The sequence below is a fragment of the Halomonas chromatireducens genome (genome assembly GCF_001545155.1).
Classification (GTDB): Bacteria; Pseudomonadota; Gammaproteobacteria; order Pseudomonadales; family Halomonadaceae; genus Halomonas; species Halomonas chromatireducens.
Genome location: NZ_CP014226.1, coordinates 98,794 through 112,612, shown reverse-complemented (window position 1 = coordinate 112,612; position 13,819 = coordinate 98,794). Strand labels below are relative to the sequence as shown.

At 60.6% G+C, this 13,819-nt stretch carries 12 protein-coding genes, 4 tRNA genes, 2 rRNA genes and 1 pseudogene; 1 reads left to right on the top strand and 18 read right to left on the bottom strand.

Translation table 11 applies throughout. From position 1 onward, the window contains the following. Positions 1-2: 2 nt before the first annotated feature. From rplK to ilvC, 16 genes and pseudogenes are all read right to left on the bottom strand, one after another. Positions 3-434, bottom strand: a complete 432-nt coding sequence (rplK, locus tag LOKO_RS00530; RefSeq protein ID WP_043514686.1) for a 50S ribosomal protein L11 — start codon at positions 432-434, stop codon at positions 3-5. 89 nt (positions 435-523) lie between these two features. Next, entirely contained in the window at positions 524-1,057 is a 534-nt protein-coding gene (nusG, locus tag LOKO_RS00525; RefSeq protein ID WP_043514683.1) for a transcription termination/antitermination protein NusG, read from the bottom strand. A gap of 8 nt (positions 1,058-1,065) precedes the next feature. Then, entirely contained in the window at positions 1,066-1,434 is a 369-nt protein-coding gene (secE, locus tag LOKO_RS00520; RefSeq protein WP_066443608.1) for a preprotein translocase subunit SecE, read from the bottom strand. A gap of 72 nt (positions 1,435-1,506) precedes the next feature. Further along, positions 1,507-1,582 (bottom strand) — tRNA-Trp (locus LOKO_RS00515). A gap of 143 nt (positions 1,583-1,725) precedes the next feature. After that, positions 1,726-1,800, bottom strand: a tRNA-Thr gene (locus LOKO_RS00510). A gap of 61 nt (positions 1,801-1,861) precedes the next feature. Beyond that, a tRNA-Gly gene (locus LOKO_RS00505) sits at positions 1,862-1,935 on the bottom strand. A gap of 49 nt (positions 1,936-1,984) precedes the next feature. Further along, positions 1,985-2,068, bottom strand: a tRNA-Tyr gene (locus LOKO_RS00500). 116 nt (positions 2,069-2,184) lie between these two features. Beyond that, positions 2,185-3,024: a type III pantothenate kinase gene (locus tag LOKO_RS00495; protein WP_066443606.1), complete on the bottom strand. Its 840-nt coding sequence runs from the start codon at positions 3,022-3,024 to the stop codon at positions 2,185-2,187. After that, complete coding sequence (locus LOKO_RS00490; RefSeq protein ID WP_066443604.1) at positions 3,021-4,004, bottom strand: biotin--[acetyl-CoA-carboxylase] ligase; 984 nt, start codon at positions 4,002-4,004, stop codon at positions 3,021-3,023. Before LOKO_RS00490 ends, LOKO_RS00495 begins: the two co-directional genes overlap by 4 nt. Positions 4,005-4,249: 245 nt before the next feature. Continuing rightward, a 5S ribosomal RNA gene (gene rrf, locus LOKO_RS00485) occupies positions 4,250-4,365 on the bottom strand. A gap of 423 nt (positions 4,366-4,788) precedes the next feature. Next, positions 4,789-4,938 (bottom strand): type II toxin-antitoxin system RelE/ParE family toxin, encoded by a 150-nt coding sequence (locus LOKO_RS20545; RefSeq protein WP_470303289.1) that lies wholly within the window; start codon positions 4,936-4,938, stop codon positions 4,789-4,791. A gap of 126 nt (positions 4,939-5,064) precedes the next feature. After that, positions 5,065-5,385: a CopG family ribbon-helix-helix protein gene (locus LOKO_RS00475; protein ID WP_235588907.1), complete on the bottom strand. Its 321-nt coding sequence runs from the start codon at positions 5,383-5,385 to the stop codon at positions 5,065-5,067. Positions 5,386-5,473: 88 nt separating this feature from the next. Beyond that, a pseudogene (locus tag LOKO_RS20540) lies at positions 5,474-5,593 on the bottom strand (ABC transporter substrate-binding protein); the annotation flags it as partial. Between the two features lie 56 nt (positions 5,594-5,649). Continuing rightward, positions 5,650-7,190 (bottom strand): 16S ribosomal RNA (locus LOKO_RS00470). Positions 7,191-7,927: 737 nt separating this feature from the next. Continuing rightward, complete coding sequence (gene pssA, locus LOKO_RS00465; protein ID WP_066443602.1) at positions 7,928-8,806, bottom strand: CDP-diacylglycerol--serine O-phosphatidyltransferase; 879 nt, start codon at positions 8,804-8,806, stop codon at positions 7,928-7,930. A 149-nt stretch (positions 8,807-8,955) separates the two neighbouring features. After that, positions 8,956-9,972 carry a ketol-acid reductoisomerase gene (gene ilvC / locus LOKO_RS00460; protein ID WP_066443599.1) on the bottom strand — a complete coding sequence of 339 codons (1,017 nt, stop codon included), beginning with the start codon at positions 9,970-9,972 and terminating at the stop codon, positions 8,956-8,958. A 178-nt stretch (positions 9,973-10,150) separates the two neighbouring features. Here ilvC and ilvY point away from each other — a divergent pair, with 178 nt between their 5' ends. Next, positions 10,151-11,038 carry an HTH-type transcriptional activator IlvY gene (ilvY, locus tag LOKO_RS00455; RefSeq protein WP_066443596.1) on the top strand — a complete coding sequence of 296 codons (888 nt, stop codon included), beginning with the start codon at positions 10,151-10,153 and terminating at the stop codon, positions 11,036-11,038. 51 nt (positions 11,039-11,089) lie between these two features. Here the strand turns inward: ilvY and ilvN are convergent, their stop codons facing one another. Both ilvN and LOKO_RS00445 read right to left on the bottom strand, forming a co-directional pair. Next, positions 11,090-11,581: an acetolactate synthase small subunit gene (ilvN, locus tag LOKO_RS00450; RefSeq protein ID WP_043511804.1), complete on the bottom strand. Its 492-nt coding sequence runs from the start codon at positions 11,579-11,581 to the stop codon at positions 11,090-11,092. Next, the gene (locus tag LOKO_RS00445; protein ID WP_066443590.1) at positions 11,581-13,305 is read right to left on the bottom strand and encodes an acetolactate synthase 3 large subunit; all 1,725 of its coding nucleotides are present in this window, start codon (positions 13,303-13,305) and stop codon (positions 11,581-11,583) included. The genes ilvN and LOKO_RS00445 overlap by 1 nt, the downstream gene beginning before the upstream one ends. Positions 13,306-13,819 lie beyond the last annotated feature (514 nt).

The following is a 13,819-nucleotide window of genomic DNA, read 5'->3' as shown; positions in this document are numbered from 1 at the left end:
GATCAGAGACCCTCCACGTTCAGGCCCATGCTGCGGGCGCTACCGGCAATGGTACGCACAGCGGCGTCGAGATCGGCAGCCGTCAGATCCGGCTCCTTGGTCTTGGCGATCTCCTCGAGCTGCTCGCGGGTCACGGTGCCGACCTTCTTCTTGTTCGGCTCGCCGGAGCCGGACTTGATGCCAGCCGCCTTCTTCAGCAGGACAGCCGCAGGGGGCGTCTTGGTGATGAAGGTGAAGCTGCGGTCGGAGTAGACGGTGATAACCACGGGAGTCGGCAGACCCGGCTCGATCTCCTGCGTAGCCGCATTGAAGGCCTTGCAGAATTCCATGATGTTGACACCGTGCTGACCCAGCGCGGGACCCACGGGGGGACTCGGATTGGCTTTACCGGCTGCAACCTGCAGCTTGATGTAAGCCTGTACTTTCTTGGCCATGATGGACTCCAGTTGGGTAATAGCGCCTTTCGGCTCCCCGGGTTATACGGCCGCCTCAGCGGCCAGACAGCAAATACGGGACGAGGAGACTACTCCTTCTCGACCTGGGCAAATTCCAATTCGACTGGCGTCGCCCGACCAAAGATCAGCACGCTGACCTGGAGGCGACTCTTGTCGTAGTTGACTTCCTCGACCACGCCATTGAAGTCGGCAAAGGGGCCGTCAACGACACGCACGGACTGGCCCGGCTCGAAGATGGTCTTGGGCCGCGGCTTGTCGGTACCGTCTTTCACCCGGCGCAGGATGGCATCGGCCTCCTTCTGGGTGATCGGTGCCGGCTTTTCCTTGGTCCCACCGATGAAGCCCATGACACGCGGCGTCTCATTGACCAGGTGCCAGGTGGCGTCATCCATTTCCATCTCGACCAGCACATAGCCGGGATAGAACTTGCGCTCGCTCTTGCGGCGCTTGCCATCTCGCATCTCGACGACTTCTTCGGTCGGCACCAGAATCTCGCCGAAGCGATCTTCCATGCCATACATCTTCACGCGCTCCAACAGGGAGCGCATGACATGCTTCTCGAAGCCGGAGTAGGCGTGAACGACGTACCAACGCTTGGACATGAAAACTCCTAACCGATGACGCCGGACATCGCCCAGCCAAGAAGGGTGTCGATCAACCACAGCATCAGACCGACCACCAGCACGGCGACAAGCACGATAGCCGTGGTCTGCACGGTTTCGGGGCGGGTTGGCCATACCACCCGCTGAATTTCTTTCTTGGCGCTCTTGGCCAGCTCGGCCAGATCGCGTCCTTTGGCAGTAGTCAGCGCTATGACTGCAGCTGCAGCACAGAGAATGACGACACCCAGCACACGGTAGAGGATGGCCTGGTCGGCAAAGTAGGTATTCCCCACGACAGCCACGGCCAGCAACGTGATGACCACCGCCCACTTGAGCCCGTCGTGGCGCGACTCCTGCACCTCGGCGTTATGTTTCATGAAACGTGACTCCTCAGGGTGCGGCAATCGAATCTTTATAACTGATAGATGGGGTGCCAACCTGGGGGAGGCTGGCAGGCCAGGAGGGAATCGAACCCCCAACCTGCGGTTTTGGAGACCGCTGCTCTGCCAATTGAGCTACTGGCCTGTATCTGATGCGCGCCACCCCTTGCAGGCAGCATGCACAACAGCGGGCGCCATGATAGCGAAGGTCTCGCCTGCTGACAACCCCTTCCTGCGCTACTGCGCCGAAAAAGAGAAAGGCGAGCCTTGGCTCGCCTTTCTCAAACTTGGAGCTCATGGACGGATTTGAACCGTCGACCTCACCCTTACCAAGGGTGTGCTCTACCCCTGAGCTACATGAGCAAAACCCTTTGGCACATCTCGCATGCCCTGCACCGACAACCTTCGTCAGCGCTTTCCATACTGGAGCGGGCAGCGGGGATCGAACCCGCATCATCAGCTTGGAAGGCTGAGGTTCTACCATTGAACTATGCCCGCCTACCCACTCTGGCAGCCGAATCGCCAAAGTCGATCTCGGCATGAAACTTGGTGGAGGGGGAAGGATTCGAACCTTCGAAGCTTTCGCGGCAGATTTACAGTCTGCTCCCTTTGGCCACTCGGGAACCCCTCCAGCTGGCGGATCATTCTACCGCCTCCACGCACCGTGTCAAGTCCTTGTTTATCAGCAACTTGCCTGAACTTCCTTTAGCCGGAAGCTCCCTCGACCGTGGAACGCGCTGCATTGTGTCAAAGCAGCATGGAGAAAGCAAGGCCCGCGCGGATTTTTTCCAACCCCGCCGGCTGGGGCACCCGCGGCGCGCCCGACATGCGCCCGCCTCGCTCGGCAGCGGTCAGCGGAAAGCACGCCTCCAACCCTCCGTATACCATGTCGGGCCAGACCGCGTGGGGAGACTGCATGCCGCGCGACACGACGCGCGCATCTCCACCGGTGAGCAACATTGGCAGCGCCACGCCCTCCCGGTCGCAAACTTCCGAGTAGATTCGGTTGATGGCACTGACTGCGGCCATATAGATACCATGGTTAACAGCCTCAACGGTACGCTGCCCGGGCAGCAGCAGCTCTTCAGCTTCGCTGTCCGGATCAATGGCCACGTTGCGGGTGCCCAGCTTGAGGCTCTCCTTCATCAGGCGCAGCCCGGGAATGATATACCCGCCCAGATGCCGCCCACCGGGCAACACGAAATCGACGGTAATCGCACTACCGCAGTCCACGGCGCAACAGCCCCCTGCCAACTGGTAGCCCGCCAACACGCCCATCCAGCGATCCACCCCCAGTCGATGAGGCTCCTCATAGCCGTTGACGACGCCAAGCGCCTCCGGCGTGGAGCGAGCCACATGCACGCCGCGCACTCGACTGTGCAGCAACTCCACGGTCTGCTCCAACACAGCCTCTCGAGCCACACTGGAAATCCTTACCGCCTCGACCACATCCAGGTCAGGAATATCGGAACCAGGCTTCCACTCCTCGCGGGTCCAGACGGCACCGCGTGAACGGATCTCGCTGCTGTCGGCATCCTTGAGGCGCCACTTCGACAGCGTATTACCGATATCCAGGTCAAGGATCATGAGCGTCCACGCACGCTGATTTCGCCCCCAGCCAAGCACTCGCGCCGCCCTTTCCGTTGAATCCAGAGATTCCCCGACTCGTCGACGTCTTCAGCTGTTGCCGCCAAACGCTGCCCTCCCCGCAGCACATCGATCTCACAGCCGCCAAAGGCATGCCTGGCATTCCACTCGTCGCGCCAAGCAGCGAAGCCCTGGCTTTCATAGCCAGCAAGCAGCGGCAGAAGTTCATCCAGCAGCTCGTACGCCAGCTGGTTCCGAGACAAGCCCTGGGCCTGATCATGCACCGCCGCGACAGGCTGCTCGATCGTCTTGCGAAAGTCCTGGGGCAGGCTGACGTTGATCCCCATACCGATCACTACCTCGCAGGGGCCAGCCGTATCCCCGCTGATCTCGACCAGGATGCCGGCCAGCTTGCCCAGCCCCCCGTCGTCGCACCCCAGGAGCACATCGTTGGGCCACTTGAGCCTCGGCGCGAGCCCGTGCCGCTCGAGCACCCGGGCCAGCACCACCCCCACGGCCAGGCTGAGTCCTTCCAGAGCCGCGACGCCGGAATCAAACCTCCAGCCAAGCGAAAGCATGAGGGCACGCCCCCAAGGAGTCGTCCAGGCACGACCACGGCGCCCACGGCCTTCGCTCTGCTGCTCCACCAGGCATACCTCACCATGGCCTGCACCCTGATCAAAGCGCTGGCGGATAAACAGATTGCTTGATGGCAGCGTCTCTTCAATGAACAGGCGGGTAAGATGTTGCCTGCCTTGCCGCGACAGACCGGCCACGATGATCCCACCATCGAGAAGCTCCAGTGGTCCCGAGATCCGGTACCCCTGCCCCTTGACAGCTTCCAGAGGAATTCCCAGCGCTTCGAGCTTTTTTAGCTGCTTCCATACCGCCGTACGCGACACGCCCAGCCGCTCGCCCAATTGCTCGCCGGAGTGAAACTCTCCGTCACTCAGCAGGCGGATCAGATCACCGATGGTCATGCCCTGTGCCCCAACCGGGAAAAATCCCATTCTAGCGGAACTGCCGCAGGCACTGCACTGATCACAAAAAGAAAAACCCCAGCTTCTTTCGAAACTGGGGTTTTGGACAGGCACCTGACTATAGTTCGGGCCGGCCATCCGACGAGGAGCCGGCCCGCGAAGCGGCCCCACATATAAAGAGCGGGTCTCCCCATGCCCATGAAAAAACCCCAGCCTCTTTCGAGACTGGGGTTTTTGGAATAAATGCCTGACGATGACCTACTCTCGCATGGGGAGACCCCACACTACCATCGGCGCTGAGCGGTTTCACTGCTGAGTTCGGCATGGGATCAGGTGGTTCCCGAACGCTATGGTCGTCAGGCAAAACGGGTCCTGTTACCGCTCGACTTGCATGTGTTAAGCCTGCCGCCAGCGTTCAATCTGAGCCATGATCAAACTCTTCAGTTTAAAATCATTGCGGTTCTTGCTCAGCCACCACCCGAAGGCATACCCTGTTCACGGAATGTGCCTCCTGCGCCCACTTGGATGCAAACAACATAGTCAGTAGTGCTGACCACCACCACGCTGCGGGTGGCGAGATGAGGCTATGGCACTGGCCGAGTACCGCCAGCTCCCCCCCTGCTGCTGCCCGGGCTGATCGTCAGCCATGAACTGAACTTGGGTAGTGTGGTGCCTACTCGCATGAATGATCAGCGAGGCTTCCGGTGCGGGCCAAGTGCAGCTTCTCATCCACTACCAGCCGCGCCGACTCGAACGGCGCGGCTGGGCATGGTGCGCATCCAGGCTAGCGGGCCTCACTGGTATGCCACAGACGTAGCAGATAGTTGGTGGAACCCGTGATCTCGTAGCGCATCTCGTAATGCCCGACCAGAATCCGCCGCACGTCACGCGGCTGGAACTCTTCCAGCAGCTCACCGATACGCGGGTTGGTCAGCAGGGTGGGTCGGTGCAGAGGTGAGCTGCTGCACCGTGCGGGCCGCTGCGGGCTGATTCACTGGTGCCAGAAACTCGTAGAGACATGCCAGATCGGATAGGGCCTTGCTCGTCCACTTCAATTCCATCAGCGTGGCACTGACAGGGGGATATCGGTGCTCAGGCTGTCGGCCCAGGCCTGCACAGCCTGATGGTCGATGACACTACCGGCATCCACATCGGTCAGAGCCTCGCGGGTCAGGCGGTTACGCTCCTCTTCCTGATCAAGCCAGGCGACCAGGGCTTGCTTGACGATGCAGTTTTTGGAGCGATCCAGACGATTGGCAATGTCATCGACTCGCTCGGCCAGCTCACAGGGAGGTGGGCAGTAACGGCTCTGGTCTTGGCGGTGGTGGCCATCGTGACTTCCGTGGCCAGCGCTGCCACGGAAGACGAAGTGCAACGCCATCTTGTGCTCTATGGGAAGCGTCTTACCCATGCCCTAAATGATGAGGCGCTCGCGGACCTAAGTAGCATCCCAGCCCAAGTCGGGGTAAGCCCTCGGTGGGCAGCGTGAAATCCGTTACCACTTCAGGGTTGTGTTCGGGAAAGGTTAGGGGGAAGTGGGGCAGGGAATCTGCAAATGGACCGAACAGAAGGTCGTTGGCCCGCATTGCTCTGGTCGATCAGGTAATTCATTGTGAGCACTTGCCGCGAGGCGTGATTCGTCGTTTAAGGAGGTGATCCAGCCGCAGGTTCCCCTACGGCTACCTTGTTACGACTTCACCCCAGTCATGAACCACACCGTGGTGATCGCCCTCCCGAAGGTTAGGCTAACCACTTCTGGTGCAGTCCACTCCCATGGTGTGACGGGCGGTGTGTACAAGGCCCGGGAACGTATTCACCGTGACATTCTGATTCACGATTACTAGCGATTCCGACTTCACGGAGTCGAGTTGCAGACTCCGATCCGGACTGAGATCAGCTTTATGGGATTAGCGCACTCTCGCGAGTTGGCAACCCTTTGTACTGACCATTGTAGCACGTGTGTAGCCCTACCCGTAAGGGCCATGATGACTTGACGTCGTCCCCACCTTCCTCCGGTTTGTCACCGGCAGTCTCCTTAGAGTTCCCGGCATTACCCGCTGGCAAATAAGGACAAGGGTTGCGCTCGTTACGGGACTTAACCCAACATTTCACAACACGAGCTGACGACAGCCATGCAGCACCTGTCTCTGCGCTCCCGAAGGCACCAAGGTATCTCTACCAAGTTCGCAGGATGTCAAGGGTAGGTAAGGTTCTTCGCGTTGCATCGAATTAAACCACATGCTCCACCGCTTGTGCGGGCCCCCGTCAATTCATTTGAGTTTTAACCTTGCGGCCGTACTCCCCAGGCGGTCGACTTATCGCGTTAACTGCGCCACAAAGTCCGCGAGGGACCCAACGGCTAGTCGACATCGTTTACGGCGTGGACTACCAGGGTATCTAATCCTGTTTGCTACCCACGCTTTCGCACCTCAGTGTCAGTGTCAGTCCAGAAGGCCGCCTTCGCCACTGGTATTCCTCCCGATCTCTACGCATTTCACCGCTACACCGGGAATTCTACCTTCCTCTCCTGCACTCTAGCCTGACAGTTCCGGATGCCGTTCCCAGGTTGAGCCCGGGGCTTTCACAACCGGCTTATCAAGCCACCTACGCGCGCTTTACGCCCAGTAATTCCGATTAACGCTCGCACCCTCCGTATTACCGCGGCTGCTGGCACGGAGTTAGCCGGTGCTTCTTCTGCGAGTGATGTCCTTCCTGGTGGGTATTGGCCACCAGGCTTTCTTCCTCGCTGAAAGTGCTTTACAACCCGAAGGCCTTCTTCACACACGCGGCATGGCTGGATCAGGGTTGCCCCCATTGTCCAATATTCCCCACTGCTGCCTCCCGTAGGAGTTCGGGCCGTGTCTCAGTCCCGATGTGGCTGATCATCCTCTCAGACCAGCTACGGATCGTCGCCTTGGTAGGCCTTTACCCTACCAACTAGCTAATCCGACATAGGCTCATCCGATAGCGCAAGGTCCGAAGATCCCCTGCTTTCCCCCGTAGGGCGTATGCGGTATTAGCCTGGGTTTCCCCAGGTTATCCCCCACTACTGGGCAGATTCCTATGCATTACTCACCCGTCCGCCGCTCGTCAGCATCCAGCAAGCTGGACCTGTTACCGCTCGACTTGCATGTGTTAAGCCTGCCGCCAGCGTTCAATCTGAGCCATGATCAAACTCTTCAGTTTAAAATCATTGCGGTTCTTGCTCAGCCACCACCCGAAGGCAACAGCTGAAAGCGAACCAATCTTGGCTCAAGGTCAAAGCTTCTCAAAAAGACCCGAAGGTCTTCGACGAGTCGCTTGCCTTGAAATGGTGTGACTTCTCACCACCTCATCGACAAGCGCCCACATGAATTACCTGATCGATTGTTAAAGAGCGGCTCCCTTCTCTCTTCAAAACCAGCATGAAGAGCGGAGCGTCTCGCTTGCTGTCGTGGCGACCGACTCTGTCGGCGGCCTCGCCAGCGCCCTGCGAGGAAGGCGTATTCTACTGAAGTGGCTGAGTTTGTCAACTCTCTTCGCTGGCCTCACCGGGGTGATTTTGCCGCGAAGCGCCGCTCTTGCCGGCTGCCTTCAGCGTGGCGTGCATTCTACCGTCTCCGGCGCTTCTGTCAATCGCGAATCTCACCAGCCGATCCGGAAAAACCAAACAGAAACAAGCACTTTCTCCACTTCCACCGCCGGTAACGTTTGCCCGTTGCCGGCAGCGGATGCGTACTTTACGGGCTGGGGGCCGCGGCCGCAAGGACTTTTGTCGGAAAATTTCACCGCCCGCCCGAAGCGCCTATCCACAGGCGGTTTCGGGCGAGTAGCTGTGGACAAACATGCCCGCGCGCTGCACCGATCCTCCAGCGCGACGCCCGCACAGCGCGACGCCCCCACAAGGCGGGCGGCGCAACGAAAGGCCAGAGAGAAACCGGACTTCAGCCCGTGGCAGGGGGCTGCTTCATCTTGCGCATTATCGCTTGAGTCGGGCCGGATGCCACATAGGCACCGAACAGCAATAGCAGCATCACCGAGGGCTCCACCGAGATCACCACGAAACCCAGCACGATGGCCAGCAGCACCACGAAGGGAACCGGCCCCTTGAGGTCGATCTCCTTGAAGCTGTAGTAGCGGATATTACTGACCATCAGCACGCCAGCGGCAGCCACCACCAGCAGCATCAGCACTTTGAATCCAACGGCATCGGCATCGAAGCTGTGAAAGGTCCATACACTTGCCGCCACGAAGGCGGCAGCCGACGGGCTAGGCAGGCCAACGAACCACTTCTTGTCGACGCTGCCGACCTGCACGTTGAACCGCGCCAGGCGCAAGGCAGCACAGGCCACATAGAGGAAGGCCACCACCCAGCCGGTCTTTCCGATGTCCTGAAGGATCCAGGTGAAGGCCACCAGCGCCGGCGCCACGCCGAAGGAGACCATGTCGGAAAGGCTATCGTATTCGGCACCAAAGGCACTCTGGGTATTGGTCATGCGGGCGACACGCCCATCCAGGCCATCGAGCACCATGGCGATGAAAATGGCCACCGCGGCGGCAGTGAAGTCACCATTGATACCGGCCACCACGGAGAAGAAACCGGCAAACAGCGCCGATGTCGTGAACAGATTGGGCAGCAGATAGATTCCCCTGCGCCTCACCTTCTTGCCGTCTTCAATGGATTCCTCGATAACCTCCGTTTCGCGAACGAAAGCGGCGGCCAGGTCTTCCTCGGCAGGGGGGAGGCGTTCGTGCTCGGCCGGGGCGGACTCAGCACTCTCATCACGTGGGTCATGCTCGGTATTACGGGGATCCTGACTCATTCGTCTCGTCCATTGCCAGAATGGGGTCGCCCAAAGGCGATGCCTTCATTCTACACGCTGTCACCGAAGCGCATAGCGCAGTGGATACCTTCGGATATGCCAAGGGCGCGGAAATCCGCGCCCTTGGCATTGTACTGTCGAGCCGAGACTCAGTTCTTGGACTTGTCCACCAGTTGGTTGGCGGCAATCCACGGCATCATGCCGCGCAGCTTGGCACCGACCTGTTCGATGTCGTGCTCGGCATTCAGGCGACGACGGGCGGTCATCGACGGATAGTTACTGTTGCCTTCGTTGATGAACATCTTGGCGTATTCGCCGGTCTGGATGCGCTTGAGTGCGTTGCGCATCGCCGCACGCGACTGCTCGTTGATGATCTCGGGGCCGGTCACGTACTCGCCATACTCCGCGTTGTTGGAGATGGAGTAGTTCATGTTGGCGATGCCGCCCTCGTACATCAGGTCAACGATCAGCTTGAGCTCATGCAGGCACTCGAAGTAGGCCATTTCCGGGGCGTAACCAGCCTCGGTCAGGGTCTCGAAACCGGCCTTGACCAGCTCGACCGCACCGCCGCACAGCACGGCCTGCTCACCGAACAGGTCGGTCTCGGTCTCGTCCTTGAAGGTGGTCTCGATGATGCCGCTGCGGCCACCGCCGACGCCGGCAGCATAGGAGAGCGCCAGCTCCTTGGCGGTGCCGGAGGCGTCCTGATGGATGGCGATCAGATCGGGGATGCCGCCACCCTTGACGAACTCGGAGCGCACGGTGTGACCCGGCGCCTTGGGCGCGATCATGATCACGTCCAGGTCGCGGCGCGGCTCGATCTGGTTGTAGTGGATGTTGAAGCCGTGGGCGAAGGCGAGGGTGGCACCCTGCTTCAGGTTCGGCTCGACCTCGTTCTCGTAGATAGCCTTCTGGTTCTCGTCCGGCGCCAGGAGCATGACCACGTCGGCGCTCTTGCACGCCTCCGGCACGCTGGCGACCTTGAGGCCTGCGGCCTCGGCCTTGGCCGCAGAGGACGAGCCGGCGCGCAGGGCGACGGTGACGTCGACACCCGACTCCTTCAGGTTGTTGGCATGGGCATGGCCCTGGGAACCATAGCCGACAATGGTGACCTTCTTGCCCTGGATGAGGGAGAGATCGCAATCCTTGTCGTAATAAACGCGCATGTTGTGCTCCTGAAGTGGCTAACCGAAGGTTTGAGGTGTCAGCGTTGATGGCCACCCGCGCCGTCTGTCGCGGCACTGGGATTCCTGCCATCCGATGCCGCCACCTTACGCCAGCACCGACATTGCGTAAAACGCTATATTTGCAATATGACATGCCGAAATATGAAATAATCAGAGCATGGACATGCGACCCCTCAAGCAATTTCTCGCCCTTGCCGATACGCTGCACTTCGGCCGTGCCAGCGAACTCTGCCACGTCAGCCCTTCCACGCTCTCGCGCACCATTCGCCAACTGGAGAAGAATCTGGAAGTACCGCTGTTCGAGCGCGACAACCGCCATGTGACCCTGACTCCACAGGGCCTGCTCTTCCAGGACTACGCCAGGGACACCCTGGCGCAGTGGGAAGTGCTGCGCCACACGCTGAGCCGACATGCCGACGAACTCGCCGGCGAGATCAGCATCTACTGCTCGGTCACCGCCAGCTACAGCTTTCTCTACGACTTGCTCAGCGATTTTCGCCTGCGCCACCCGCGAATCGAACTCAAGCTGCATACCGGCGACCCCGCCGAATCCATGTCACGGGTACTCGACGGCGAAGAGGACATGGCGATCACTCCTCGCCCCCGTAGCGTGCCCGGTCCGCTGGCCTTCAAGTCGCTGACTCGCTCGCCGCTGGTCTTCATCGCCCCCGCCGCCCAGGCCGACTGGATTCCCGGCACGCCCGAATCCCCCTCCGCCACCCAGTGGCAGAACGTGCCGATGATTCTCTCCGAGGCAGGTCTGTCGCGGGAGTACAGCGACACCTGGTTCAAGGCCCTGGGCGTCGCCCCGCGCATCTATGCCCAGGTCGCCGGCCACGAGGCGATCGTCAGCATGGTCGGCCTGGGCTTCGGGGTCGGCGTGGTGCCGAAGATCGTGCTCGACAACAGCCCGCTCCTCGAGCGGGTCAGGGTGCTGCCGGTCAAGCCGGAGCTGCCCCACTACGACGTCGGGCTGTGCGTGCTCAATCGCCGCCTGAGAAGCCCGCTGATCCAGGCCCTGTGGGACGAGGTAGTGGAACGCTGAGACGAAAAAGCCGCCCCGAAGGGCGGCTTGAAAGGCGTCAAGCGGCACGCATCAGAGGCTGAGGACTTTATCCCCGCGGGCAATACCGGATACCCCCGTCCGTGCCACTTCGAGAATGCCCACCGGCCCCATGGCCTGGAGGAAGGCATCCAGCTTGCCGGCGTCACCGGTGATCTGCACCGTGTAGAGGCTCGGCGTCACATCGACAATCTGCGCGCGGAAGATATCCACCGTGCGCTTGACCTCGTCGCGGGCCGCCCCCAGGGCCTTGACCTTCACCAGCATCAGCTCGCGCTCGATGTGGTTGCCCTCGGTGAGATCGACCAGCTTGATCACGTCGATTAGCTTGTTGAGATGCTTGGTGATCTGCTCGATGACCCGGTCGTCGCCCACGGTAGTCACGGTCAGCCGTGAGAGCGACGGGTCCTCGGTGGGCGCCACGTTCAGCGTCTCGATGTTGAAGTTGCGCTGTGAGAACAGCCCCACCACACGAGACAGAGCGCCCGGTTCGTTTTCCATCAGAATCGAGATGATATGACGCATCAGGTCCGCTCCGTCTTGGAAAGCAGCATGTCACGCATGGAGCCCAGTGGCACCTGCATCGGATAAACGTGCTCGCGCGGGTCGACGATGACGTCGAGGAACACCAGCTCATGGTTGTCGGCGAAGGTGCGCTCGAGCGCCGGGCCGAGCTCATCCTTCGTCTCCACCCGCAGCGCGGTGAAGCCATATGCCTCGATCAGCTTGCTGAAGTCGGGCAGCGACTCCATGTAGGAGTGCGCATGGCGCGACTTGTAGTTGAGGTCCTGCCACTGCCGCACCATGCCCAGCGAGGCGTTGTTCAGGTTGACGATCTTCACGCCGCCGCCGAACTGCTTACAGGTCGACAGCTCCTGCATCATCATCTGGAAGCTGCCTTCGCCGGTGACGCAGATCACCTGTTCATCCGGGAAGTTCTGCTTGATGCCCATGGCCGCCGGGAAGCCGAAGCCCATGGTGCCGAGCCCGCCGGAGGTAATGAAACGATTGGGCTTGTCGAACTTGTAGTACTGGGCCGCGAACATCTGATGCTGACCCACGTCGGTGGTCACGTACGCCTCGCCACGCGTGGCCTCGCAGAGCGCCTCGATCACCTCCTGCGGCTTGAGCGCCTCACCCGACTGAGAGGGTTCGTAAAGCTTGCCCGCCCGCTCCTCGCGCCAGCCTTCGATCTTTTGCCACCACTCGCCCAGCGCGTCGGGATGCTCGATCTCCTTGCCTTGCAGCAGGCTGATCATCTCGTTGATCACGCTACCCGCCGGCCCGACGATGGGCACGTCCGCCCGCACGGTCTTCGAGACCGAGCTGGGGTCGATATCTACATGCACGATCTTGGCCGTGGGACAGAACTTGGAGGTGTTGTTGGTGACCCGGTCGTCGAATCGCGCCCCGATGGCGATAATCAGGTCGGCATGGTGCATCGCCATGTTCGACTCATAGGAGCCGTGCATGCCCAGCCAGCCCAGGCACTGACGATCGCTCTGCGGGTAGGAGCCGATGCCCATCAGCGTGGTGGTGATCGGATAGCCCAGCCGCTTCACCAGATCGGTGAGACCTTCGCTGGCCCGACCGGTGACCACACCGCCGCCGGTGTAGAACATCGGCCGCTTGGCCTTGAGCATCAGGTCGACGGCCTTCTTGATCTGGCCGGTGTGGCCACGGGCCACCGGGTTGTACGAGCGCATCTTGATCTTCTTGGGATAGACGTACTCGTAACGTTCGGTAGGGGCGGTCATGTCCTTGGGAATGTCCACCACTACCGGGCCGGGACGGCCGGTTGAAGCCAGGTAGTAGGCCTTCTTGAGCACTTCCGGAATCTCGGACGGGTGCTTGATCGAGAAGCTGTGCTTCACGATGGGCCGCGTCACCCCGATGATATCGGTCTCCTGGAAGGCATCTTCGCCGATAAGATGGCTGGCCACCTGGCCGCACAGCACCACCATGGGTATCGAGTCCATGTAGGCAGTGGCGATGCCGGTAACGGCATTGGTAGCGCCGGGACCTGAGGTCACCAGCACCGTGCCGGGCTTGCCCGAGGCCCGAGCATAGCCGTCGGCGGCATGGGTCGCCGCCTGCTCGTGGCGCACAAGAATGTGCTTGACCTTGTCCTGGCGGAACAGCGCATCGTAGATGTGCAGCGCCGCGCCACCGGGATAGCCGTAAATATATTCGACGCCCTCATCCTGCAGGAATCGGGCAATCATGTCCGCGCCGGAAAGCAGTTCCACGTGTGTTTCTCCCCTGGAGGTCTCGAGTGCGATCCGCGCCCACAGGCGGGCACGGGTTCGAGTGCGACGGTATGTCGCTGCCGGATACGCCGGCACCTGATGCCAAACCCTGGCAATTGGCCCTGTTGGGGCCTGCACTCTCATTCGGGAACTCAGATTTATTGCTGCGCTCGCGCCATAAATCATGCGTTCCCTTCACGGCGGTTAACCGCGTCGGGGCGTTGGCCAGGACGGGCGGTTGGCCCGGTCCCGGTAGTCCTTCGGCGGGTAGAGGCGACACGGCCTACCCGTCACGCGGTAATGGGGGGTTGCCCGCAGAGTCCGCGCCCGCAAATCAGGAACGGTCAAGATTCCAATAGCGCCGCAGCAGTGTCAACCGCCAAGCGATTTTTGCTAGCCCAGGGGGTGAATCTCCGCAAGATTTAAAATAAAAAAGCCCGCCGGTAAAAGGCTGGCGGGCAAGGGGGTTACAGGACGCAACCTGTATTCAGTGTAGACAGTCGGCAATATCGTG

Excerpts from the sequence above, each read along its gene's own strand:
- pssA (WP_066443602.1), bottom strand. The coding sequence starts at position 8,806 with ATGAGTCAGGATCCCCGTAATACCGAGCATGACCCACGTGATGAGAGT.
- rplK (WP_043514686.1), bottom strand. The coding sequence starts at position 434 with ATGGCCAAGAAAGTACAGGCTTACATCAAGCTGCAGGTTGCAGCCGGT.
- ilvN (WP_043511804.1), bottom strand. The coding sequence starts at position 11,581 with ATGCGTCATATCATCTCGATTCTGATGGAAAACGAACCGGGCGCTCTG.
- ilvC (WP_066443599.1), bottom strand. The coding sequence starts at position 9,972 with ATGCGCGTTTATTACGACAAGGATTGCGATCTCTCCCTCATCCAGGGC.
- secE (WP_066443608.1), bottom strand. The coding sequence starts at position 1,434 with ATGAAACATAACGCCGAGGTGCAGGAGTCGCGCCACGACGGGCTCAAG.
- LOKO_RS00475 (WP_235588907.1), bottom strand. The coding sequence starts at position 5,385 with ATGGCGTTGCACTTCGTCTTCCGTGGCAGCGCTGGCCACGGAAGTCAC.
- LOKO_RS00490 (WP_066443604.1), bottom strand. The coding sequence starts at position 4,004 with ATGACCATCGGTGATCTGATCCGCCTGCTGAGTGACGGAGAGTTTCAC.
- nusG (WP_043514683.1), bottom strand. The coding sequence starts at position 1,057 with ATGTCCAAGCGTTGGTACGTCGTTCACGCCTACTCCGGCTTCGAGAAG.
- ilvY (WP_066443596.1), top strand. The coding sequence starts at position 10,151 with ATGGACATGCGACCCCTCAAGCAATTTCTCGCCCTTGCCGATACGCTG.
- LOKO_RS00495 (WP_066443606.1), bottom strand. The coding sequence starts at position 3,024 with ATGATCCTTGACCTGGATATCGGTAATACGCTGTCGAAGTGGCGCCTC.